Raw genomic sequence first — 22,299 nt, forward strand, 5'->3', positions numbered from 1 at the left:
GCCTAAATACCCCTATGCAAAACCGCTATTGCCGCTGCTATAAGGATCATCCCCATAAAAGCGGGTGCAGCATGACCAAATGATACATAGATTTGACCGCCAATGAGAGGCCCAAGCATTCTTGCGAAAGCCTGAATAGATTGGCTGGCTCCTTGAATCCTTCCTTGTTCACTGGAATCGACAGACTTCGAGAGCATCCCATTGAATGAAGGACCGAAGACCGAATCACCAAAACCAAATATAAACATCCCCGCAATAAAAAGAGGATAGAATGAAAATAATGCAGATAGTGCAATAAAACTGTAGCCTATGATCTCCGAAACCATTCCAAGGATGGCTATCTGTTTATCACTACATGTTTTCAAAAGCTTTGGCATTATGAAACCTTGCGATATGATGTCCTGGAAGCCCATGATCGAAAACATAAGTCCGATTAGTGCAGGCTTCCAACTGAAAGTGTCCATGGTAAATTGTGAAAAAATTGCCTGTAAAGATCCGTTGGGGATCCAAAGCAAGAACGCTGAGACCAGCAGCCTTTTTAAGTTTTTCATGGAAAGTACGTTCACCAGCTGTGTAAATGGATTCAGTCTTACAAAGGGAATCTCTTTCAGTCTATTATTTTTGTCAAGGCTCTCAGGCATATATAAGATTCCATAAACAACGTTCAATAATGTTATTATGGCTCCAAAATACATGGGTACAGAATAACCAAACTTGGCAAGAAATCCGCCTAGAGCAGGGCCAATGACGGTGCCCACTCCAACAACCGCACTTACCCATCCAAAATATTTGGTTCTCTGTTCTGGAGGAATGATGTCTGCAAAATAGGCGAAGATCGTGCTTATGCTTCCGCCTGTTATACCTTCTATTATGCGCCCAGCAAACAACACCCATAAAGCTCCGCCCAATCCGAAAACTATATACCCGATTGCTGAACCAAAAAGGCAAACCAATAGCAATGGACGGCGGCCATATTTGTCGCTCAAAGCTCCAAGTACGGGGGCCGTGAAAAACACGCAAACGGCATATACAGAGGTCAGAAGCGTTACGGCTATAGCTTGTTCTCCCGGATTGCTTGTATAAGGCTGCACTAAAAATGGAACGACAGGCATTATGATACTGAAGCCTATCCCGCAAAGAAACACAGAGATAAGACCGAATATCAAAGCGTGTTTATTGATGGTTCGTTCTGTGTTCCGTTCATTGTGTGATCTGAATTTGGACATTTGGATATTCTCCTCAACAGTTATCTTTTTGTTTCCTCGTCAACAAAACAATAACGTCATTTTGTTTCTTTGTCAACAAAATAACAGTAATAAAAAGGCAACCCGTTCTCCGTAGAGTTGGGCTGCCTTTGATTTCATTTCCTTGTTCAAATTTATCAAGACTTAATACCAAGATCCTGTTTTTTTATTTCTGCATCCAAATGGCTGTTATACTTTTCCAAGAAGCTTAGCATACTGTCAAATTGTTCCTCGGTTACCTGTTCAAATACACCTTTATCCCGCTCTTGAAATTCTTTGTGCAGCTCCTCATGGATTTTATAAACTTCCTTCCCTTGCTCAGTAAGCCTAAAATAAATTTCTTTCTTGTTATCCGACTTCTGGTAGCTTTCGATAAGGCCTTTTTTTATGAGCTTCTTAGTCAACCTACTTATGGCACCGCGAGTCATATAAAAGAACTCCGCAAGTTTTGTCACGTTGGAATCTATATTCTTTTCAATATATTCGATGCAATGTACTTCTGAAGGCTTATAACCCTTGAGGCCCTCTTCCATCTTATCTTTATTAAGCCAAACCATCTTGTTATATAATTCCCTGAAACCGATTATGAACTGTTCCTCTTTGTTCATGGCCTGTCCTCCCGCCCGATGGTGCATTAACCATATTATATGGAGTTTTTGTTTCCATTTCAACAATACGGAATTATTACTTCAGGGATTCATCTAGAATAAAAGGAAGCTGCGTTTAATACTTAGTATATTCACGCTAGATAAATAAACCAATATCCAAACGGCAAGCAACTTTGTCAGAAATAATAAAATGAACAATGAAAAAGAAAGAGTATTTTTATTACTCTTCCTTTTTGGCCATTTTATCATTATCTAACTTTAACGAAATGTATCTTAGTAAAGTGTTTCTTTCCTTTTGAGTTTTGATAAAGCTGATTAAAAACCAAGCAATAAATGCTATTGGAATTAAATAAAATAGTATACCAGAAAGTGCCATGAAGTCTACCCAGTTCATTGTTTCTCTCTCCAATCTTTTATATTGGGAATTATAGCATAAATACCCTATGTATTTGTCGACCTTTTTAATCGGAAAATCATTGGATACAGTGCTGGCGCTCGTAAAGACGCACATCTAGTTCAATTAAAAAACCTGATTTGATAATCCAAGGAAGGAGGTGGGATTGTTCAACAAAAAAAGGCCCGTTATAGAACCGGACCTGAACGATCATCCCTTTACACTTCCAGCCGCCAGTCCTTCGATGAAGAACCTCTGCAGAAATAAAAATACGATCACCATAGGAAGCGACGCCATTAAAGCGGCGGCAGCAACGAGGTTGAGCTGGCTGGCATTCTGTCCAAAGAAGCCTGCAAGTGCGACGGTCAATGTCTGTACACTTGAATCTTGAAGGAAGAAAATTGCAAATTGGTAATCGTTCCAAATGTATACGGATGAAATGATCAACACTGTTGCTGTAATCGGTTTCAAAAGTGGAAATACCACTTTGAAAAATACACCTAATGTGCTGGCGCCGTCTAGTTTTGCGGCTTCTTCTAATTCTTTGGGAATGGTTGAGCGGATAAAACCTGCATATAAGAAAATCGTCAATGGTATAAAGGCGGCGACGTTGTTTAATATCGCGACCAAATGCGTATTCATGAGCCCGATATCGACAACAAGTCGGTACAACGGAACAAGTGCTGTCAGTGGGGGGATAACCATAACCCCGACAAATAGAAAATACATGTATTTGTTTAGCTTTGTTGTTCTTCTTGCCAGTGCATATGCTGACATGGAGCCGAAAAAGATGAGAAGCACGGCAGAGAGGATTGTAATGATTGCCGTGTTTACAAATGCATTCCCCAGATTAGCATGTTCCCACGCGAGCGCGAAGTTTTCTGTGTCAAAGTAATCGGGAAAAGACCACTTGGATGTGAAATCGCCCGTCTTTTTTAAGGAAGTCGTAATCAAAATATAAAATGGGATCAGGTGAAACGCAGTGATTAACAGCGCCAGTGCGGTCAGCAACCATTTCGTCCGTGATGAAAGTTGCCCCATTATGCTTCAACCTCTTTTCGTTTAAAATAGAAAAGCGCAGCCATACTGATGACTAAAATAATCAGAGCCATTAATATCCCTTGCGTTGCGGCGTATCCCGCATCCTGTCTTGAAAAATACAAGTTATACATAAATGTTGACATCGACTGAGATGCATTTCCCGGACCGCCGTTCGTCAATGCAACGATTACATCAAACAATTTTAATCCGCCGATAATGTTCAGTACGATATTAATTGTAATTGAAGGCATTAATAGAGGAATGGTAATGTTTTTAAACTTTTGCCAGCCAGTCGCCCCATCAATATCCGCTGCTTCAAAATAATCTTTTGAAATGCTTTGCAAACCAGCAAGATAAATAATCATCGCAATACCAACAAACTGGAATGTGTTAACGAATACAATTATGTAAGGATTGACCGCTGGATTGCCGAGTGCGTTTATTGGCTCCTTGCCAAAAAACATAAAAATATCGTTTAACGCACCGCCTTGGAATGCAAAGAAGAAATACCAAATGTACCCCATAATAAGTGGGCTGATAATAACAGGCAAATAAATGATCGTTCTCGTAAAGGATCGTACTTTTAAATTGTGATTGAGCAATAGAGCGTATCCTAGTCCAACGATGTTTTGTAAAATCGTGCTGCCAATGCCAAAAAGCAATGTATTTTTCACCACTAGCCATGTATCAGGGTCGGCAAACATCCGCTTATATTGTTCAAGCCCAACATAGTCATACGTCTGTGAGAAGCCGTTCCAGTTTGTAAATGAGATCCTGATGCCGTCCAAGAATGGATAAATAATAAACAAACACACAATCAGTGCACTTGGCAGATACATCCACCACAGTGAAGATTCCCGCCGGGTTTTCTTCATCTTTCGACTCGTCGTTTTCGTTTTTTCAGATGCCTTCGTCAGCACTACAGCCATTTTATACAGCTCCTTTTTCTAAGCTATTGGAGAAAAGGAGCTGGTGCCCGCTCCTTTTCCAAATGCTGTCACTTACCTCTTAACCGTGTGTATTCCTGTGCCATTTTTTCAGAAACCTGTTCGGGCTCCATCGTCCCTGCAATAAGTTCTTGTCCCGTTGAGCCCATCGGATCCCACATACCGCTTGGCAAATACATGCGATCAAAATAAGGCTGAATCTGTGTTCCTTCATATCGTTTATAAAATTCCGCAAAGTAATTGTCTGCTTCTACATTTGTCAACGCTGATGGAAGAGACGTTCCTTCCGCGAACTTTTTCGCTACTTCCGGCTGGGCAATATACTCGATAAATTGCTTTGCTTCTTCAAGATGTTCCGATTTTTTCGATACGGCAAGCGTCAGTCGTTCTCCCCCGATCCAGCTAGGTGAATCGCCTGGATGTATAGCGGGAACCGGCATGGTGCCAACTTTCAATTCCGGATTCAGCTTCGTTACTTCACGGCCAATAGAACCGTTCAGCATCGTAAACGCAATTTTATTTTGTGCCATCAATTCTGGACCCTGTGTTAATTGGGCTGTCAGCACGTCTTTATTCAACAATCCCTTATCATTCATTTCTTTCAGCTTTTCAGGAAGATACGTGTAGTTGGACCAATCAAAGGAGCCGTCCAAAAGCTCTTTTTTATAGCTGTCTTCTTTATCGGTGATAAGGAGCGGCGTTGAAAATTGATCAAAATATTGGCCAAATTGGCTTTTATCAGACCCTCCCAACCAAAATGGAACGACTTTTCCATTACTTTTTTCTTTAACGGCTTCGAGTGCCTCCATGAATTCATTGAATGTTGACGGTGCTTCAATGCCATATTCATCTAGCAAGGTTTTATTGTAAGACAATCCGTCCAGAGCCTGGTTAATTGGAAAGGCGTGAAGTTTTCCTTCATCGTCCGTCAAAATAGGCTTCATCGCCGGATCCAAGTTTGCTGCCCATTCCATATCACCTAAATCTTCAGTGTACTCCCCATACCGACTTTTTGCCCACCCGTGCGTGTCGAATAGGTCAGGCATGTCATCCGCTGCCATTTTAACGCGTGCAAGGTCTTCATAACCGTCCCCTGGGTATGTATCTTCAATATCAATATTTGGGTTTTCTTTCTCGAAATCCGCTACGATTTCTTTAAACGTATCCATGTCCGCTTTTACCGTTGCCGTGGACATAAGTGTCAATTTAACTTGACCGCCGCTTTCTCCTCCGCTATTCACGCTGTTATTTCCACAGGCTGTCAGTGCAATCATTGCTGATATAGAAAGTACGGATAATACCATTCGTTTTTTCATGGATTTCCCTCCAAATGAATATCTTTTAGTGGATGATTTTCTGCCAGCTTCTTCTGTTTTACACCACAGCTCTCCCGGACAATTAAAGTGGTTGGAACGATAATCTTTACAGGCATTTCCCGGCCTTCTAACCTATCAAGCATCATTTTGACGCCAAACCGGCCCATTTCTTCCGTGGGAATTTTCACGGTTGTCAGCGGCGGTGTTGTAAATTGGGCCATTTCTATATCGTTAAAACTGACGATTGCTACATCATCCGGAACACGGATATTTGCCTCCTGAAGCGCTCTTATGGCACCAATTGCCATTGAGTCACTCGCGATAAAAAATGCTTCTGGCAAGCTGCCCTTTCCAACCGCACCTTTCATTAAATCGTAGCCGGAGTGAATGGAATATTCTTTTACAAACAGCAAATCCCGATCATAGGCATTTCGCTCCTTCATTTTGCTTTCATAAACGGTTTTGCGCGCGTCAGGTATATAAACCTTCTTCTTCAATGCCTGTGCTTCTTCGACGTATATTCGTTCTGTCCCTCCAATATAGCCAATTCGCTTGTACCCACAATCACCTAGATGATCCATCGCCAGGCTGGCTGCTTTTTCATAATCAAAGATGATTGAATCGAATTGATCTTTATGCGCGTCTTGGTTAATAAGAACAATATTGCGGTTATATTCGTAAATTGATTCAAGAATCTGTGTGTCTATCCGTCCAACCACAACTAATCCGTCCAGTTCTGAAAGTTCATCTTTTGCTTTGACCATATGCTGAAGCCGTATTAACTTTAACGAAGTGATTCCCCTGTCGGCACTTTCTTTTTCAATGCCTTCCCGAATGGACTGCCAATATGGATCTCTTGCTTCTTCCTCTTGTGACTGAAGCAGTACCATTCCAATTTTTGTATCTCCTGTTTTACCTGCTTCTTTTTGATGGACCAGATTTTGCATGCGCCTGCTTTTGACCGTCCGATAATTTAATTCTCTGGCCATCTGGAAAACTCTTTGTTTCGTTTCTGGTGAAGCAGAAAGTGTTTCATCATGATTTAAGACTCGCGACACTGTAGAAGCGGATAAATTCGTTTGTTTGGCAATATCTTTAATTGTTGCCATTTGACTTCCCTCAATTTTTAGTAAATTTTACTGAACAAAATGAGTGTAGCATGGAAAGATATCGCTCACGAACTCATAATCAGAATGTTCTGATATTTAACTTCAGAAAGTTTTACTGTTTGATAGCTTTTTTATCCATTTTATATTCCGGGAGCATCTCGCCATGCGCTTCAATTAAGTCGTCACACAAGCTGATAATATCATCCATGGAAAGCTCAGCCGCCGTATGAGGATCAAGCATAGCGGCCTGATAAATTTTTTCGGATGATTTTGTCATAGCTGCTTCAATGGTCAATAGCTGTGTATTGATATTTGAGCGGTTCAACGCTGCAAGCTGTTCCGGAAGTTCACCCATATAGGCTGGTGTAATGCCATTTCGATTCGCAATACAAGGCACCTCTACAACTGCTTTTTCCGGCAGATTGGAAATGAGGCCGCCGGTATTTAACACGTTGCCGCCAAATACGAATGGTTCGTTCGTTTCCATCGCTTCAATAATGCGCGATCCATACTCTTTGGAGCGCTCATGCGTTAAATTTTCGTCATTCATCAGCTCTTCTTTCGTTCTTAACCAATTGGCAATTTGTTCTTCACATCGACGTGGATATTCATCTAGGGGAATATTGAATCGTTCAATTAATTCAGGATATTTGTCTTTAATGAAAAAAGGATGATATTCCGAGTTATGTTCAGAAGATTCCGTCACATAGTATCCGAATTTGTCCATTAGCTCATAGCGGACCATGTCATGATGCTTTGATTTTTGCTTTTCTTTCGCCCGTTTCTTAATTTCAGGATATAAATCCTTGCCATTGGATTTGATTTCAAGCAGCCATGCCATATGATTAATGCCGGCAATTCGTTCTTCAATGTTTTCGTATGGAATAGCAAGATCTTTTAGTAGATCGCTTGTACATACTTGAACGCTATGGCATAAGCCAACCATTTTCACATTTGTATGCCGTAAAACAGCTCCTGTTAGTGTGGCCATCGGGTTTGTGTAATTCAAGAGCCAAGCATCCGGGCAAACTTCTTCGATATCCTTAGCAATCTCCAGCATGACGGGAATCGTACGCAGCGCACGGAACAGTCCCCCCATTCCAATTGTGTCGGCAATTGTCTGACGGAGGCCATACTTTTTCGGAATGTCAAAATCAATGACTGTACTCGGCTTGTATCCTCCGACTTGAATGGCATTAATCACATATTTTGCACCATGCAATGCTTCTTTCCGATCTGTGTATGTCTTGATCGTAACACCGGCATTTACTGTTCTTTTCAAAGCGTTGAGCAATACTCCTGATTCTAAAAGACGGTCGGGGTCGATATCGAACAAAGCAAATTCAAAATCCTGGAGAGACGGAGACAACATGCAGTCACCCAATACGTTTTTGGTAAAAATGGTACTTCCGGCGCCGATGAATGTAATTTTTTTCATTTGTCATCCTCCATTAAAAGTTAGTGTTGAAAATTTAGTAAATTTTAATTAACATATTGTTAAAATAAATAATACAGCGCTTACAATATCCAAGCAATGGTAAATAAAATCGGAAAAGAGGTAATATATTGCTATCTCGATCAAATGACCATAACCATAGCTTTGTCTATCATATTTCAAAGGAGCCTTTAACTGAGGCAGCTCTGATAACCTCCATCGGTTTGGAAAAACGAACGTCGACTGATTATTACTGGGATGGCCGTATGCGCCCAAATGATTTAAAAACGTGTATTTTCCAATATACACTGAAAGGATATGGAGAAGTTCGGGTAGGTGAAAAAACGTTTGCAGTTAAACCTGGCGAAGCATTTATCGTCAAAGTACCTAGTGAACATTGTTATTATCTTCCTGAAAAAAGTCCGGAGTGGGAATTTATCTTCATTACCCTGAAGGGAGATAAAGCCGAGGAATGCTGGGACCTCCTGATCAAACAATTTGACTTGGTAGTCCCAGTGGATGCAAATGCCCCGTTAATTTTTTTGCTGCAGAAAATCTATCAATTTGCGTTAAATGAAGGCATAGAGGATACCTTTACTTCTTCTGCATTTGCCTATGAATTTATCATGGGACTATACCGTTTTGCGAAAGGACTGGATAGCCCACAACCTGGGATACCGGATGATATCCTGATGGCGATTCAGTTCATGACGACACGCTATCAGGAACCGCTATCATTGGAATCCATCGCCAAGCATGCCGGACTGTCCAAATACTATTTTACGAATAAATTCCAAAAGTACATGAAAACGACCCCTATTCAATTTCTGACGAAGATACGGATACAGAAAGCAATGGAACTTTTATCAATCACAAATAAGACGATTCAGGAAATCGCAACGGAAACGGGCTATGATAATGCGAATTATTTTAGTAAAGTTTTCAAGAAAATGATTGGCAACTCTGCAGACAGTTTTCGAAAAGATAAGAAAATGCCGGAATTTCAGCATGTCATTATTGATTAGCTATGTAAGTTGATTGAATGGATCTGCCCTCACATCATTCTTGTATCTTGAAAGAAATCCTTGCGAGTGAATGTATCCGTGTAACAAAAGGACAAGTACGTCCCTAATTTCAAGCTGCCATGAAATCCACAAAAAGCCCCATAATTTTGAACAAAATCAATCCATTTACCCTTAAAATCTGTCATTCACTTTACAAATAATTATGTAAAGAGCGTATTTTGAATCAATTCATATCAATTATTAGCGTTAAAATGGATGAAACCGATCGATTTCATCCATTTCCGAGATCATCATGGTTACAATACCAGCAGGCTTTCATCATTTTGATGCATCTCCTATCTTGTCAGGATAGGAGATGGCTTTGACATGTATATTTTAGAAGTCCATCCTTCTATCCCTCAAAACACCCCATAATTGTTCAGTAGAACAATCGTTATTTTAGAGGCAGAAACCACACATCTTCTTCTCCATATACATCTCCTGTGGGAAGGAAGCCAAAACGTTTATATAATTCCCGTGCATTTTCGTTTTCTTTGAATACCGTGAGCCGAATTTCTTTGCAACCAGTAAACCTATTCGCTATCCAATGAACCATCTCAGACAGTGCCGCCCTGCCATACCCTTTACCTTGATGACTCTCATCAATCATGAATCCGTTAATCCAATACATATTCGCCGTATTTTCATCGTAAGCATGCATGATAAAGCCGATCATCATCTTTCCGTCATAGATGGCGAAGGGCAAATAAACGATATTATCCCCGTCTGGTTTTATATAAACTTTAGCAAGTGATACGGCTACTGGCGGTACAAAGTTCCTTTGCCGTTCCTTCACTTTCAGTGCCAATGCCTCTTCCCAATTTTCTCTCGTTACACATTTCAAGCGTACTTTCATAAATTTCACCTCCAATTTTGATTTGACATACTTCTTTATTAAATTCAAGACTGATATGAAAATGCCCTTTTCTACTTCCTCCGATATTTTGGATACAATTCGCTACGCATTTCAGTCTAAGATCATTAAATGGGGAAAGAGCAAACCACCTGTCGGATGATGCTTCCAAATTAAGCAAGATCCTTTGTTTGAATGGTCATTTCCATCCATAACTCCTTCGTGTTTCCTCATGGCTTTATTGATCGTAATTACCAACATAAAACAAAAACCCGAAATACAGACGCTCTTGTTCGAGTGTCTATATTTCGGGTAGTCATTCGGCTGACTGATGCTATTTAATTACACTTATTTGTCTCTTTGTTCATTTTGCCACCATAGTGAATCTTTTGGATTTTCAACTGCTTCCTGAAAATCGGATTTCGATGCGACTGTTGGGTAAGACCCTTTTAGGGATTTACCTGAAGTACTATCGAACAAGAATAATATCACTAAAAATCCGATAATACTCACCACTGTCAGATAAAATCCAGGTGCTAAGTTATTTCCCGTTTGGTGAACAAGCCATGTGCAAACCAATGGGGTGGTTCCGCCGAATATTGAAACCGAGACATTAAAGGTCACTGATAATGTCCGATATCGAATATCAGTATAGAACATCGTTGGTAACGATCCTGGTATCGTGCCTTCATAGGTTGAAAGCAGTACACCTAAAATGAGGATCCCTAACGAAATAAATACTAAAGCATTCAAGTTTATCAAATAAAAAGAAATGGCAGATAATAAGGTCAATCCGCCTAAACCGATTAATAAAATCGTCTTGTTGCCTATTTTATCACTGAGCTTTCCAAACATTAAAGTTAGCGGCACCATAATTACCATGATAATCGTAATTAATACGGTTCCTACAGTACTCGATAATCCAATGATCGTATCTAAATAAGAAGGCATGTATGATAATAGCATATAGCTTGTAATATTAAAGAAGGCAACAGCTACAAAGCATACGATAATATCTTTCCTGTGATTTTTTAGAATAGATAGGAAGCCTTCCTCTTGGACTTCATCACCAGAAAGTTCATTTTCAAAAATCGGTGATTCTTCTAAACTTTTTCTTAAATACAATCCAATCAGCCCTAAAGGTAAGCCGAGTAGAAACGGGATCCTCCACCCCCATGAGGCCATCTGTTGATCAGATAAAACAATAAAGAGTGCACTGGCAAGTATTGAAGCTAAAATATACCCTGTCAGCGTACCAATTTCCAAACCACTACCAAGCATATTACGTTTATTATCTGGAGAAGATTCTGCAATATAGACCATTGCACCAGCGTATTCCCCGCCAGTTGAAAAACCTTGAATAATTCTAGCGATCAATAAAAGGATCGGCGCCCATATACCAATTTGATCATATGTAGGTAACAATCCGATCAGTAAGGTTGAAAAAGCCATCAAAATGATCGTGGTTGTTAAAACGACTTTTCTTCCTAATCTATCTCCGATTTTACCGAATATAATACCGCCAATGGGGCGCATTAAAAAAGCGATCGCAAAGGTTGCAAAAGTGAACACCAATTTTAGCTCATCATTCTCAACAGCACTAAAAAAGTTTTCACTAATGATAACAGCCAAATAGGAATATAAGCCAAAATCAAACCACTCCATGGCGTTTCCCACACCTGTAGCAAACACACTTTTCTTCGCTGTTTGAATATCCACAACGTTGATTTTTTTCTTGTTAAACTTCAATAATCATGTCACCTCCATGCGATGCGATTGTACAAGAATGAGAAATGAAGACAAGCTGGAGCAAAAACAGACCTCTTGTATTCCCTCTCATGTTATCCCAAATAAAACACTGTCTTCTTATGTGCAAACAATTCCAACATTAGACTGCTTCACCAAAAACAGAAAAACCTTTGGACATTCATTATTTTGATACAAAAATTGAATTATATTCATTTATTTGCTTACAATAGCCCTTTTGGTTGATACCTCCGCTGCAAAGAGAAGAAAGCAAGTGAAGAATTACGCTGGGGTTTTTATATGGATACATTTTTTTGCGATCCCATCAATCCAAATTTCTCTCCTTCGTTACACCGTATCCATATTCATTCGTTCAACCCTTTTTCCTTCTGTCCATAAGCTGAAATCTCTACTCTATAATACAAAGTGCCATTATAGAAAAATTAATCCTGGTACTATTTGGTTTAAGCCTTGTCAATAGGGGAGAAATAGTACAATAGATGAGGTGATTCAATGATTTATTTGCCATTTGCCTTTGGGGGATTTATAGAGGTTTGCGCCCTGAAAAAAGATAGCATGAAAAAGTTGCTCAAAGGGCAACCTTCATTGATTATTCGTAATGCGAATTGGATATGAAACAAATGAAAAAAAATCATCTGGATCTTGAACAGGTACGTACCATGCTTTCTTCGGGAAGTGCCTGATTTATATCTTGAGCCAGGCGGGGGAATCAGTGTAAAGCTTCATACGAAGACAGGAAGTGTCACACCTGATATGCCTGGACTGGATCCTGGAGATGAACCTCCTTCTATATTAGTAATGGAGGACGGCAAAATAAAAGAGGAAGAACTTCAATCCGTAAAAAAATCAAAAGAATGGCTTATGAAGGAGCTTCAGAAAAAAATTTATAAAACGAGTGAGACGAATCTATATCCAAACATATCCTTCAAAAAATCCTTAGTGTTGTATTAGATGGACTCTTGGCATTTACAAATGCCTACATAATAAAATGAGGACAGATGGTGCTTCATCATGGAACAAGACTTACGACTCTGTAGATGTTTTATTATGGCTATAGGAGTCCCGATTTTCTCTTAAAATATTGAATGACTATCATGGAGCATCAGACAGTATTACTGTCTGATGGCTTCTTGATTCGTTTTATATTTTTGGAACAGATTTCCATTCACTTCAATTTAGTCGTCACATCTGCTGATGATATCATCAATGAAAGTTCTGCCGCTATATGCGAATCAAGCGCATTGCTGCCTGATATAACATTTGGGTATTTTGGTAATCATTGCCTCTTCAATGGTTAATAGATATGTATTTGAACGATTCAGGGGCGCAAGCTGTTCTGGAAGTTCACCCATATACGCTGGTGTAATGCCATTTCAATTCGCGGCAAGGCAACTCCACAACTGCTTTTTCCGGCAGATTGGAACTAACAATCCTTATCCTTCACCATTTATTTATAAAGCAATATATCTCAAAGTCCATACAAGTATTATTAGAGACTGCTTTCTTTTTAATGATTTCGATAGTAAGCGAAAAACGAATACCTTTATTACGATAGTATTTGGTGAGGCTTCAATGAAAACTGGCTCATCATGAAAATCTTCTGGACGAACGCCTACAATCAGTTTTTTACCTAAATATACTTGCTCACGTACAACTTTCATTTTCCTTCCGGCACCTTGATAGACGCTCGACCCATTTGATAAATAGCCTTTTTTAAGCTACCAGTAAAGAAGTTCATCGCAGGAGAACCAAGGACCCCGACAATATTAAACTGCTGCCTCTTTTATCGCTAAAAAGGTACTTACCATTTGTTTGGTTTCATGAGATTCTAAAGCGGCTAGAATAACAGATAGGGATTTTGCCCCTTCCTCACCTGAAACGGCTGGCTCTTTATCTTCTACGATGGCATCTACGAATTGCTCAATCACATGTGAGTTATCTTGGCCGCCCTCATCGTTTGATTGAATTTTGCCAAGCTCATAATTGGCAACTTCCCCTGATGCGTATTGAACGATTAAGGAATACGTTGGATGATCTTCTATACGAAGAATTCCTTTCTCACCGTAAATAATCGTGGAGTTATCTTCTTGTCCAACGTACGCCCAACTAGCTGCGAGCGTTCCAATAATTCCACTTTCCGTTTTCAATACACAAACCGCATTGTCATCAACATTGGCAAAACCTTTGGCACTCGTTTGTACAAATGCACCTACTTCAATGATTTCTTCACCAAGAATGTAACGAAGTAAATCTGTTTTATGCACACCCAAATCTCCCATGGCACCAATAAACGCTTCATTCTTTTTAAAGAACCAGCTCTCTTGACCATCAACACTCCATTGCTCAGGCCCCCCATGACCAAATGCGGTCCGGAAGCTGTAGATTCTTCCCATTTCACCACATTCGATTAGTTCCCGTGCTTTTTGATGTGATGAAACGAAGCGTTGATTATGACCGATCATAAGTTTTTTGCCACTATCTTTTGCTGCTTGAATCATGGCCTGAGCTTCTTCATTTGATGTAGCCATTGGTTTTTCACACAATACATGAACCCCTTTGTTTAAAGCTAATATGGATATGGGTGCATGCAAATAGTTTGGCGTGCAAACACTCACTGCGTCCACCGTGCCGCTAGCGAGTAATTCTTCATGATTTTTATACGCTTTTGCACCATATTGCTTGGAAACTTCAAGCGCGCGCTGTTCATTTATATCACAAACCGCTACGATCTCGACTTCTTTGTTCATTTTATATTCCGGTAAATGGCGGTGTTGAGCGATACTTCCACAACCGATAATTCCTACTTTTACTGTTTTCATAATCAGTTTCCCCTTTAATATCCTTAATTTTTCACTGCAATTCGTTCCAGTGGTTCAGCATTTCCGTATATAGGACGTTTTCTGTCAACTGGGTGTGCCCATTTCACGCCATTCATAATGACACGTTGAATATCTTTATTGTGATAGGTTGGATACGTTTCATGGCCTGGCCTAAAATAAAAGACTTTTCCATTGCCTCGTTTATATGTGCAGCCACTGCGGAAAACTTCCCCGCCTTCGAACCAACTCGTAAAGACTAATTCGTCTGGAGCCGGGATGTCAAAATGTTCCCCGTACATTTCTTCCCGCTCCAGCTCGATATATTCTGAAATGCCTTCAGTAATCGGATGACCAGGATCTGTTACCCATAGACGCTCTTTTTCATCTGCTTCGCGCCATTTCAAATCACAACTTGTACCCATTAATGCTTTGAAAATTTTGGAGAAATGACCTGAATGCAATACAATCAAGCCCATTCCATCTAAAACACGCTGCTGTACCTTTTTAACAATTATATCGTCTACTTCATCGTGAGCTAAATGCCCCCACCAAATCAGCACATCTGTTTCCTCTAAAACAGCGTCTGTTAAACCATGTTCGGGCTCATCCAATGTAGCTGTTTTTGTATTGAATCCTGCTTCTTGCAAAAAGGCAGCAATCACACCATGAATACCTTCAGGGTAGACTTCCCTTACAACTGGATTTTTTTGTTCATGTCGATTTTCATTCCAAACAGTTACTTTTACCATCTTAAAAACTCCTTCTCATTTTAATTTCAAGTATTGTTCTTATTTTCTGTAAATCTCCAACTTTACTATACATATAGGGTGGATTTGACCTACACTGAATTAAATCGTTAAAGCAACGTAAACGTTTACGTTACTGATAGTGGGTTCTCACTTATAGGAAATGATGGCAGAACAATGCCCGTGAGTAGACAGCCATTTCATCACTTGGGCAGAATGCGCCTATGAGTGCTGGTGGTTACCGTTGCATCAAGATCAATTCGATACTTTGACAGTATTAGCGTGATAATCTAGTCTCTTCCAAACTTTTCTAAGCACTGCTTTTCTTTCCGAATGCCAGAAACAGTTACTATGGCTTTCTTTGCTGCTTCTTTACTTGTAATTTTCACCAACCTCCTGGGTAAACGTTTTCTAAAAACACCCTAGCACATGCGTAAAACGTTTTCAATGATTTTTCAGATATTTTTGAATTTTATTTCTTCACAAGATATTCCGTTACTCCAGAATTAAGTATGGTTATTCCGTTATGGATAGACAGTAAAAACAAAAAAGTTACATAGTTGATTGATGATCAGTCCAAATAAACTGAGCCTCTTCCTTCTGAACGAACCCGGGGTCTAACCGAAATCGAGCTTACGTTCCATCCGCGAACCTCCGCTTCCAAAAGACCCTTCATTTATCCTGATTCATAGCTGTGATTTCCCTTGTTTGGTTCATCTCCCTTCTCCAATGTCTGGTTTTTCTCCCCAAAGAAGTAGAAATAATCGCCTTTTTGCTTAGATAATTTCTGTGCAACAGTGAATTTATCATGGTGTATGTGTGGAATATGACATTATATTATTGGTTGCATTTACTATCTTGGGCATTTTTACATATCTCGAGGCCGCTATATTTGTCACCGGTGACCCTTTTCCACTGCTTTTATAATATTTGTCTTTTTTAATGATTGCCTATGAAACCATTCAAACGATTTGTGTTAGAATATTCAAATTTTGATATAAATTGTATTGAAACCGCTTTATTTATATGTTACTGTTTTTTTAGAAAACGTTTACGTAGAAAGTTGGTGCAACATGTCGATTACCATTAAAGATGTAGCAAAACAAGCAAATGTATCCGTTGCGACTGTTTCTCGTATTCTAAATAATTTGCCTGGCTACTCGGATGAAACACAACAGCGAGTGAAAAAGGTAATCAAAGAGCTTGGTTATCAGCCTAATGCCGTTGCTAGAGGTTTAATTAATCGCAAAACTAAAACGATAGGAGTACTCGTTCCCAATGTATCCGATTTATTTGCAAGTGAGGTTTTAGCCGGAATCGAGGAACAAGCACATGAGTTCGGTTACAGTGTAATGATCTGTAAAACGAATCATGATGGTAAACGAACGATCAACTACTTGCAGGCTTTGTATGAAAAACGAGTGGATGGAATTATCATCGTCAGTGAATTTATCACGCTAGATTACTATAAAGCAATTGAAACAAATAATGTACCGGTTGTATTAGTAGCCACAGAATCTGAATATCCACTTCCATTTATTAAAGTAGATGATTATCAAGCTGCTTACGATGCCACTACATATTTAGTAAAAAAAGGCCATGCTGATATTGGAATGATTGCAGGTACGGAAAGCGATGTCATTTCGACAACTCCACGTGTTGAAGGCTTTAAAGATGCATTAAATAACGTTGGAATAACAGTGGCCAAGGAAATGATCACGTATGGAGATTTTTCTTTCAAGAGTGGTATTGAGGGGATGAAGAACTTATTGAAAAGTTACCCGAAAGTAAGAGCTGTATTTTGTGCAAGCGATGAAATGGCTGTAGGTGCATTATCACTTTTATATAAAAAGGGCATCAGTGTACCTGAAGAAATATCCATTATCGGATACGATAATACAGCTACAGCCGAGAAGGCCATTCCCCCGCTTACGACGGTAGCGCAGCCCTTATATAAGATGGGTAAAGATTCCATTCAACTTTTATTGAATCCAACTTTAAAAATAAACCAGCGTTATCCCCATCATATTGCTGAACGTGATACAGTCCGTGCCTATAGCGAATAAAAACGAATGTATGAATTGGGGTGGGCATAGTGATTGCACTATTATCACTCCAATAATAAACGGCTTAACGTAAACGTTTACTCTAAATTATTCATGACATTTAAGTAAACGTTTACTTATGCATAAAATAGACGAAATTTTCAGACGGGAGTTGCGTATATGAAGAATAAGTGGCGTTGCCTCTGTACTACAGCATTTATAGCCAGTTTACTTGCGGGATGTACGAATCAAACGACGGCCGATGAAAAAATCCATATTGAATTTTTTCAAAATAAGCCTGAAGCTGTAGCGACATTCGATCAGTTAATTGAGAGGTTTGAAAAATTGCACCCCCATATTGATATTGAACAGAATAACGTTCCTGATTCCGAGACGGTATTACGGACGAGGTTGGTGAAAGAAGATGTACCGGACCTTTTAGCGATTGGAGGTAATGCTACGTATGGAGATATTGCAGAGGAAGGATTATTTTACGATTTTTCAAAGGATTCAGCGCTCAATAAAGTTATCCCGGACTATGTTAATATGCTCAATTTATTAGGCAGAACGAGTAATGAGGATAATGGAATTCCCTTTGCGACGAATGCTAATATGCTTTTGTATAACAAGGATAAATTTAAAGAGTTAGGCTTACAAGTTCCTAAAACTTGGGATGAGTTAATTGACATATCGAAAAAGATTCAAAAAGAGGGAGAATTACCTTTTTATTTTACGTACAAAGATGCTTGGACTGCAATGGTCTCTTTTAATGCCTTAGCAGGAAACTTGCAGGGTGACGGCTTTATTCAAGATCGCATTTCCAATAAAACAACTTTTACGGAGCGTTACAAGGAAACCTCGGAAAAAATGCTTACATTGCTCGATTACGGCCACAAGGATAATTTTGGCCGTGACTATAATGCAGGCAATCGGGCGTTTGCAAATGGCGATTCAGTTATGTATATCCAGGGAAGCTGGGCCATCTCAGCCATTAAAGCCATTAACCCAGATATAAAACTCGGCTCCTTTCCCTTACCTGCATCCAATGATTCTTCTCAAAACAAACTCGTATCAGGTGTAGATACTGCATTAACGATGTCCAAAAATACACCACATAAAAAAGAAGCGTTAATGTTCATTCATTTTTTATTAGAAAAGGAAAATTCACAGTATTACATTAAAGAACAAAACAGTTTTTCTGCTGTTAAAAATGTTTTACAAAATGATGAAGCTTTAAAGGAGCTAAATCCTTATTTTGTACAACAAAAAATTACTGGTTTTCCGGAACACTATTTCCCTGCTAGTATGCAGGCAGCCAATTTAGTACAGGATTTTTTAATTAAAGGTGAAGTCAAACCGTTCCTTGCAAAACTGGATGATGAGTGGAATAAAGTCAAAGCGAGAGAATGACAAGGGGGAAAAACGAGTGGTCAAACAATCCAAGGCCTATTACTGGATGGTGCTTCCAGCATTTTTAATATTTTTTGTATTTCATACAGTTCCAGTTTTTCAAGGAATGATTTATAGTTTTACAAATTATAAAGGGTATGGGGATTTTAAATTTGTTGGCTTGAAAAACTATGTGAATTTATTCCAAGACCAGCGTATCTTGGCATCCTATGGCTTTACATTTAAATTTGCCATTGTTTCCACTTTACTCGTAAATATCATTAGTTTGGCCATTGCCATTGGGCTTAATGCCAAGATTAAATTTCAAAATACACTTAGAGCCGTATTTTTCGTGCCGAATATTCTAAGCGTATTAATCGTTGGGTTTATCTTTAATTACATATTTGCTTTTTTCATTCCTCAAATCGCTGAAAAGCTGGGCATCACATCTTTAACACAAAATATTCTTGGTAACCCGGATTTAGCATGGGTTGGAATTGTGATTGTGGCTGTATGGCAAGCCGTTGCATTTAATACCATTCTCTATTTGGCAGGATTACAAACGATTCCAACCGAATTGTACGAAGCTGCCAGTTTAGATGGGGCGGGGAAATGGCAAAGTTTTAAACACATTACATTTCCACTTATTGCATCTTTCTTCACCATAAATATGGTGCTCGCGATGAAAAACTTTTTAATGGTGTTTGACCATATTATTGCAATGACAAATGGAGGTCCAGGTCAATCGACGGAAGCCATTTCGGTATTGATATATAAAGGGGGCTTCTCAGGGGGGGAATTCGCTTATCAGGCGGCAAATTCTGTAGTCTACTTTATTTTAATTGTGGTTATTTCAGTCCTCCAAATTAAATTCCTTCAAAAACGTGAGGTGGATATGTAATGGAAAGTAAAAAAGCAAATTGGCCTATAACCATACTGCTCATTATTTGCTCATTGGTTATCTTATTTCCCCTCTACCTTACAATCGTGACAGCATTCAAGTCACCAGATGAAATGAGCAACTCACTATTGGCACTGCCCCATACATTAAGATGGGAAAACTTCGCCGAAGCCATTCGCCTGACGAATTTTTTCCAATCTATTAAAAATAGTTTTATCGTTACCGTTTTTACAGTTGCTCTTACCTTACTGACCAATTCGATGGTGGCTTATGCCATTGCCCGTAATATGCATAGACGATTCTTCAAGTTGCTTTATTACTATTTTGTCAGTGCGATGTTTGTACCTTTTCCGATCATCATGCTGCCTGTTGTCAAGCAAACGAGCCTATTTGGATTAAATAATATGACAGGACTTATCTTTCTCTATATTGTATACGGCTTGGCTTTTAATATTTTTATTTATGTGGGCTATATCCGTTCGATCCCTAAGTCATTAGAAGAAGCAGCTTATGTGGATGGGGCAAGTATTTGGACAGTTTTTTGGAAAGTCATTTTTCCGTTATTAAGCCCAATAAACGCAACAGTCGGAATTTTAACATGCTTGTGGGCATGGAATGATTTTATGTTACCGCTTGTTATTTTAAATGATCGTGATTCGATGACATTGCCGCTGGTCCAATATGTATTCCAGTCCCAGTTTACAACCAATTATAACTTAGCATTTGCCTCCTATTTAATGGCACTCTCCCCTATGGTCCTTGTTTATATCATCGCTCAAAAATGGATTATTAGTGGTGTGACGAAAGGTGCTGTTAAATAAGGGCAGAATGAGACTTAAGAAACATATTAAAAGTGGAAGGAAGATGAAATTGGAGAGAAAATGGTGGAAAGAAAGTGTTGTTTATCAAATATATCCCCGGAGTTTCATGGATAGTAATGGGGACGGAATCGGGGATTTGCCTGGAATTATTTCAAAACTTGATTATTTACATGAATTAGGAGTCAATGTCGTTTGGCTATCCCCTGTTTTCAAATCTCCAAACGATGATAATGGCTATGATATTAGTGACTATCAAGACATTATGGATGAGTTTGGTACCTTGAATGACTGGGAAGACCTTTTAGAAGGATTACATTCACGAAATATGAAATTGATGATGGATCTTGTTGTTAATCACTCATCAGATGAACATAAATGGTTCATTGAATCCCGTTCATCAAAAGATGATCCTTACAGAGACTACTATATTTGGCGCCCCGGCAAAGATGGAAAAGAGCCAAACAATTGGACATCGGTCTTTAGTGGTCCGGCTTGGCAATATGATCAAGAAACAGATGAATACTACCTTCATCTGTTTAGCAAAAAACAGCCTGATTTAAATTGGGCAAACCCTGCGGTAAGAAAAGAAATTCATGACATGATGATATGGTGGCTTGATAAGGGCATTGATGGTTTTCGAATGGATGTGATTAACCTCATTTCCAAAACGGAAGGATTGCCCAGCACGCCAGGCGGAAAGCGATACGATTGGGGCGGCGATTTCTTCATGAATGGTCCTCATGTCCATGAGTATCTGCAGGAGATGAATCGTGAGGTACTTTCGAAATATGACATGATGACAGTCGGCGAATGTCCTGGGGCATCGGTTGAAGATGCCACTAAGTATGCGAACAGTGAAGGTACTGAGCTAAATATGATTTTCACATTCGAGCATATGGATTTGGATTCAGGACCAGGCGGGAAATGGGATGTACAGCCTTTAAAGCTGGATGATCTTAAAGAATGCATGACAAAATGGCAGAAAGGATTGGAAGGAAAAGGTTGGAATAGCCTATATTTAAACAACCATGATCAGCCAAGAATGGTCTCTCGCTTTGGCAATGATACATCTTACCGAGTGGAATCCGCAAAAATGCTTGGAACCTTCCTTCATATGATGCAGGGAACGCCTTATATCTACCAAGGTGAGGAAATAGGCATGACAAATGTTACATTTGATCTTGATGATTATAAGGATATCGAGATTCTGAATATGTACCGTGAAAAAGTGATAGAGGGTCACGAGGATCAAGCTAAAGTAATGGAATCCATTTATATGAAAGGCCGTGATAACGCCAGGACTCCCATGCAATGGGACGATAGTCAAAATGCAGGTTTTACTACAGGCACTCCATGGTTAAAAGTGAACCCAAACTATGCGGAAATTAATGTGAAGCAAGCATTGGAAGACTCGAGTTCTATCTTTTACTACTATCAGAAACTAATTAAGCTAAGAAAAGAACATGACATAATTGTGTACGGTGCATATGACCTTGTATTAAAAGAGAATGAGCAAATATATGCGTATACACGTACATTGAATCATGAAACATTACTGGTTTTATGTAACTTTACAGAAGAAGCAGCCCGCTTTGAATGGCCAAGGCATATGAACTATGAAGCTGGACAACTGTTAATCACTAACTATGCAGATCAAGGCAGTGATACGATTTCTTCAAATACATTAAAACCTTATGAAGCCCGCGTTTATCTCTCGAAGTAACTTCTAGCCGAAAAAACTTACCCACAAGGTAAGTTTTTCTCGTTTTTCCCATTTTATTTTGAGTGCTAAGATGCACT

General features: G+C 39.3%; 20 protein-coding genes and 1 pseudogene. 7 read left to right on the forward strand and 14 right to left on the reverse strand.

Annotation, left to right across the window (positions count from 1 at the left end):
* Positions 1 to 2: 2 nt before the first annotated feature.
* The 8 genes from CVN76_RS18410 to CVN76_RS18440 form a co-directional block, all read right to left on the reverse strand.
* Positions 3 to 1,226, reverse strand: a complete 1,224-nt coding sequence (locus CVN76_RS18410) for an MFS transporter (protein ID WP_100532474.1) — start codon at positions 1,224 to 1,226, stop codon at positions 3 to 5.
* Between the two features lie 155 nt (positions 1,227 to 1,381).
* Complete coding sequence (locus CVN76_RS18415) at positions 1,382 to 1,852, reverse strand: MarR family transcriptional regulator (protein ID WP_100532475.1); 471 nt, start codon at positions 1,850 to 1,852, stop codon at positions 1,382 to 1,384.
* 220 nt (positions 1,853 to 2,072) lie between these two features.
* A complete protein-coding gene (locus CVN76_RS31470; protein WP_198512594.1) occupies positions 2,073 to 2,246 on the reverse strand; it encodes a hypothetical protein in 174 nt (57 codons plus the stop codon).
* A gap of 210 nt (positions 2,247 to 2,456) precedes the next feature.
* Entirely contained in the window at positions 2,457 to 3,287 is an 831-nt protein-coding gene (locus CVN76_RS18420) for a carbohydrate ABC transporter permease (RefSeq protein WP_100532476.1), read from the reverse strand.
* Positions 3,287 to 4,162 carry a carbohydrate ABC transporter permease gene (locus CVN76_RS18425; RefSeq protein WP_232732341.1) on the reverse strand — a complete coding sequence of 292 codons (876 nt, stop codon included), beginning with the start codon at positions 4,160 to 4,162 and terminating at the stop codon, positions 3,287 to 3,289. The genes CVN76_RS18420 and CVN76_RS18425 overlap by 1 nt, the downstream gene beginning before the upstream one ends.
* A gap of 122 nt (positions 4,163 to 4,284) precedes the next feature.
* Positions 4,285 to 5,550: an ABC transporter substrate-binding protein gene (locus CVN76_RS18430; protein WP_100532478.1), complete on the reverse strand. Its 1,266-nt coding sequence runs from the start codon at positions 5,548 to 5,550 to the stop codon at positions 4,285 to 4,287.
* The gene (locus CVN76_RS18435; RefSeq protein ID WP_100532479.1) at positions 5,547 to 6,659 is read right to left on the reverse strand and encodes a LacI family DNA-binding transcriptional regulator; all 1,113 of its coding nucleotides are present in this window, start codon (positions 6,657 to 6,659) and stop codon (positions 5,547 to 5,549) included. Before CVN76_RS18435 ends, CVN76_RS18430 begins: the two co-directional genes overlap by 4 nt.
* Before the next feature lie 112 nt (positions 6,660 to 6,771).
* Entirely contained in the window at positions 6,772 to 8,097 is a 1,326-nt protein-coding gene (locus tag CVN76_RS18440) for an alpha-glucosidase/alpha-galactosidase (RefSeq protein ID WP_100532480.1), read from the reverse strand.
* Between the two features lie 128 nt (positions 8,098 to 8,225).
* Between CVN76_RS18440 and CVN76_RS18445 the strand changes: the two genes are divergently transcribed.
* Positions 8,226 to 9,119, forward strand: coding sequence for an AraC family transcriptional regulator (locus CVN76_RS18445; RefSeq protein WP_100532481.1), 894 nt, complete (start codon positions 8,226 to 8,228; stop codon positions 9,117 to 9,119).
* Positions 9,120 to 9,552: 433 nt separating this feature from the next.
* Here CVN76_RS18445 and CVN76_RS18450 read toward each other — a convergent pair whose 3' ends face one another.
* On the reverse strand, positions 9,553 to 10,014 hold the full coding sequence (locus CVN76_RS18450; protein ID WP_100532482.1) for a GNAT family N-acetyltransferase: 462 nt from the start codon (positions 10,012 to 10,014) through the stop codon (positions 9,553 to 9,555).
* A gap of 345 nt (positions 10,015 to 10,359) precedes the next feature.
* Entirely contained in the window at positions 10,360 to 11,760 is a 1,401-nt protein-coding gene (locus CVN76_RS18455; RefSeq protein WP_100532483.1) for an MFS transporter, read from the reverse strand.
* 660 nt (positions 11,761 to 12,420) lie between these two features.
* Here CVN76_RS18455 and CVN76_RS18460 point away from each other — a divergent pair.
* A complete protein-coding gene (locus CVN76_RS18460) occupies positions 12,421 to 12,729 on the forward strand; it encodes a YetF domain-containing protein (protein WP_157805702.1) in 309 nt (102 codons plus the stop codon).
* A 224-nt stretch (positions 12,730 to 12,953) separates the two neighbouring features.
* On the opposite strand, the pseudogene CVN76_RS32455 reads toward CVN76_RS18460, so the two are convergent.
* From CVN76_RS32455 to CVN76_RS18480, 4 genes and pseudogenes are all read right to left on the reverse strand, one after another.
* Positions 12,954 to 13,200 (reverse strand): annotated as a pseudogene (locus tag CVN76_RS32455) (alpha-glucosidase/alpha-galactosidase); the annotation flags it as partial.
* Positions 13,201 to 13,229: 29 nt separating this feature from the next.
* A complete protein-coding gene (locus CVN76_RS32460) occupies positions 13,230 to 13,439 on the reverse strand; it encodes a hypothetical protein (protein WP_100532486.1) in 210 nt (69 codons plus the stop codon).
* A 105-nt stretch (positions 13,440 to 13,544) separates the two neighbouring features.
* Positions 13,545 to 14,597, reverse strand: a complete 1,053-nt coding sequence (locus tag CVN76_RS18475; RefSeq protein WP_100532487.1) for a Gfo/Idh/MocA family protein — start codon at positions 14,595 to 14,597, stop codon at positions 13,545 to 13,547.
* A gap of 23 nt (positions 14,598 to 14,620) precedes the next feature.
* On the reverse strand, positions 14,621 to 15,346 hold the full coding sequence (locus CVN76_RS18480) for a ThuA domain-containing protein (RefSeq protein ID WP_100532488.1): 726 nt from the start codon (positions 15,344 to 15,346) through the stop codon (positions 14,621 to 14,623).
* A 1,070-nt stretch (positions 15,347 to 16,416) separates the two neighbouring features.
* On the opposite strand from CVN76_RS18480, the gene CVN76_RS18485 reads away from it, so the two are divergent.
* The 5 genes from CVN76_RS18485 (at position 16,417) to CVN76_RS18505 (ending at position 22,222) form a co-directional block, all read left to right on the forward strand.
* Entirely contained in the window at positions 16,417 to 17,409 is a 993-nt protein-coding gene (locus CVN76_RS18485; protein ID WP_100532489.1) for a LacI family DNA-binding transcriptional regulator, read from the forward strand.
* A 159-nt stretch (positions 17,410 to 17,568) separates the two neighbouring features.
* Positions 17,569 to 18,798, forward strand: a complete 1,230-nt coding sequence (locus tag CVN76_RS18490) for an ABC transporter substrate-binding protein (protein ID WP_100532490.1) — start codon at positions 17,569 to 17,571, stop codon at positions 18,796 to 18,798.
* A gap of 46 nt (positions 18,799 to 18,844) precedes the next feature.
* Positions 18,845 to 19,678: a carbohydrate ABC transporter permease gene (locus CVN76_RS18495; protein ID WP_232732342.1), complete on the forward strand. Its 834-nt coding sequence runs from the start codon at positions 18,845 to 18,847 to the stop codon at positions 19,676 to 19,678.
* On the forward strand, positions 19,678 to 20,499 hold the full coding sequence (locus tag CVN76_RS18500) for a carbohydrate ABC transporter permease (RefSeq protein ID WP_100532492.1): 822 nt from the start codon (positions 19,678 to 19,680) through the stop codon (positions 20,497 to 20,499). Before CVN76_RS18495 ends, CVN76_RS18500 begins: the two co-directional genes overlap by 1 nt.
* A 49-nt stretch (positions 20,500 to 20,548) precedes the next feature.
* The gene (locus CVN76_RS18505) at positions 20,549 to 22,222 is read left to right on the forward strand and encodes a glycoside hydrolase family 13 protein (RefSeq protein WP_100532635.1); all 1,674 of its coding nucleotides are present in this window, start codon (positions 20,549 to 20,551) and stop codon (positions 22,220 to 22,222) included.
* The last annotated feature ends 77 nt before the right edge of the window (positions 22,223 to 22,299 follow it).

The organism is Bacillus sp. mrc49, from assembly GCF_002803435.1.

Coding starts and splice junctions, on each gene's coding strand:
- CVN76_RS31470 (WP_198512594.1), bottom strand. CDS start 2,246: ATGAACTGGGTAGACTTCATGGCACTTTCTGGTATACTATTTTATTTA.
- CVN76_RS18500 (WP_100532492.1), top strand. CDS start 19,678: ATGGAAAGTAAAAAAGCAAATTGGCCTATAACCATACTGCTCATTATT.
- CVN76_RS18425 (WP_232732341.1), bottom strand. CDS start 4,162: ATGAAGAAAACCCGGCGGGAATCTTCACTGTGGTGGATGTATCTGCCA.
- CVN76_RS18485 (WP_100532489.1), top strand. CDS start 16,417: ATGTCGATTACCATTAAAGATGTAGCAAAACAAGCAAATGTATCCGTT.
- CVN76_RS18440 (WP_100532480.1), bottom strand. CDS start 8,097: ATGAAAAAAATTACATTCATCGGCGCCGGAAGTACCATTTTTACCAAA.
- CVN76_RS18495 (WP_232732342.1), top strand. CDS start 18,845: ATGGTGCTTCCAGCATTTTTAATATTTTTTGTATTTCATACAGTTCCA.
- CVN76_RS32460 (WP_100532486.1), bottom strand. CDS start 13,439: ATGAAAGTTGTACGTGAGCAAGTATATTTAGGTAAAAAACTGATTGTA.
- CVN76_RS18475 (WP_100532487.1), bottom strand. CDS start 14,597: ATGAAAACAGTAAAAGTAGGAATTATCGGTTGTGGAAGTATCGCTCAA.
- CVN76_RS18430 (WP_100532478.1), bottom strand. CDS start 5,550: ATGAAAAAACGAATGGTATTATCCGTACTTTCTATATCAGCAATGATT.
- CVN76_RS18415 (WP_100532475.1), bottom strand. CDS start 1,852: ATGAACAAAGAGGAACAGTTCATAATCGGTTTCAGGGAATTATATAAC.
- CVN76_RS18435 (WP_100532479.1), bottom strand. CDS start 6,659: ATGGCAACAATTAAAGATATTGCCAAACAAACGAATTTATCCGCTTCT.
- CVN76_RS18490 (WP_100532490.1), top strand. CDS start 17,569: ATGAAGAATAAGTGGCGTTGCCTCTGTACTACAGCATTTATAGCCAGT.
- CVN76_RS18480 (WP_100532488.1), bottom strand. CDS start 15,346: ATGGTAAAAGTAACTGTTTGGAATGAAAATCGACATGAACAAAAAAAT.
- CVN76_RS18450 (WP_100532482.1), bottom strand. CDS start 10,014: ATGAAAGTACGCTTGAAATGTGTAACGAGAGAAAATTGGGAAGAGGCA.
- CVN76_RS18420 (WP_100532476.1), bottom strand. CDS start 3,287: ATGGGGCAACTTTCATCACGGACGAAATGGTTGCTGACCGCACTGGCG.
- CVN76_RS18410 (WP_100532474.1), bottom strand. CDS start 1,226: ATGTCCAAATTCAGATCACACAATGAACGGAACACAGAACGAACCATC.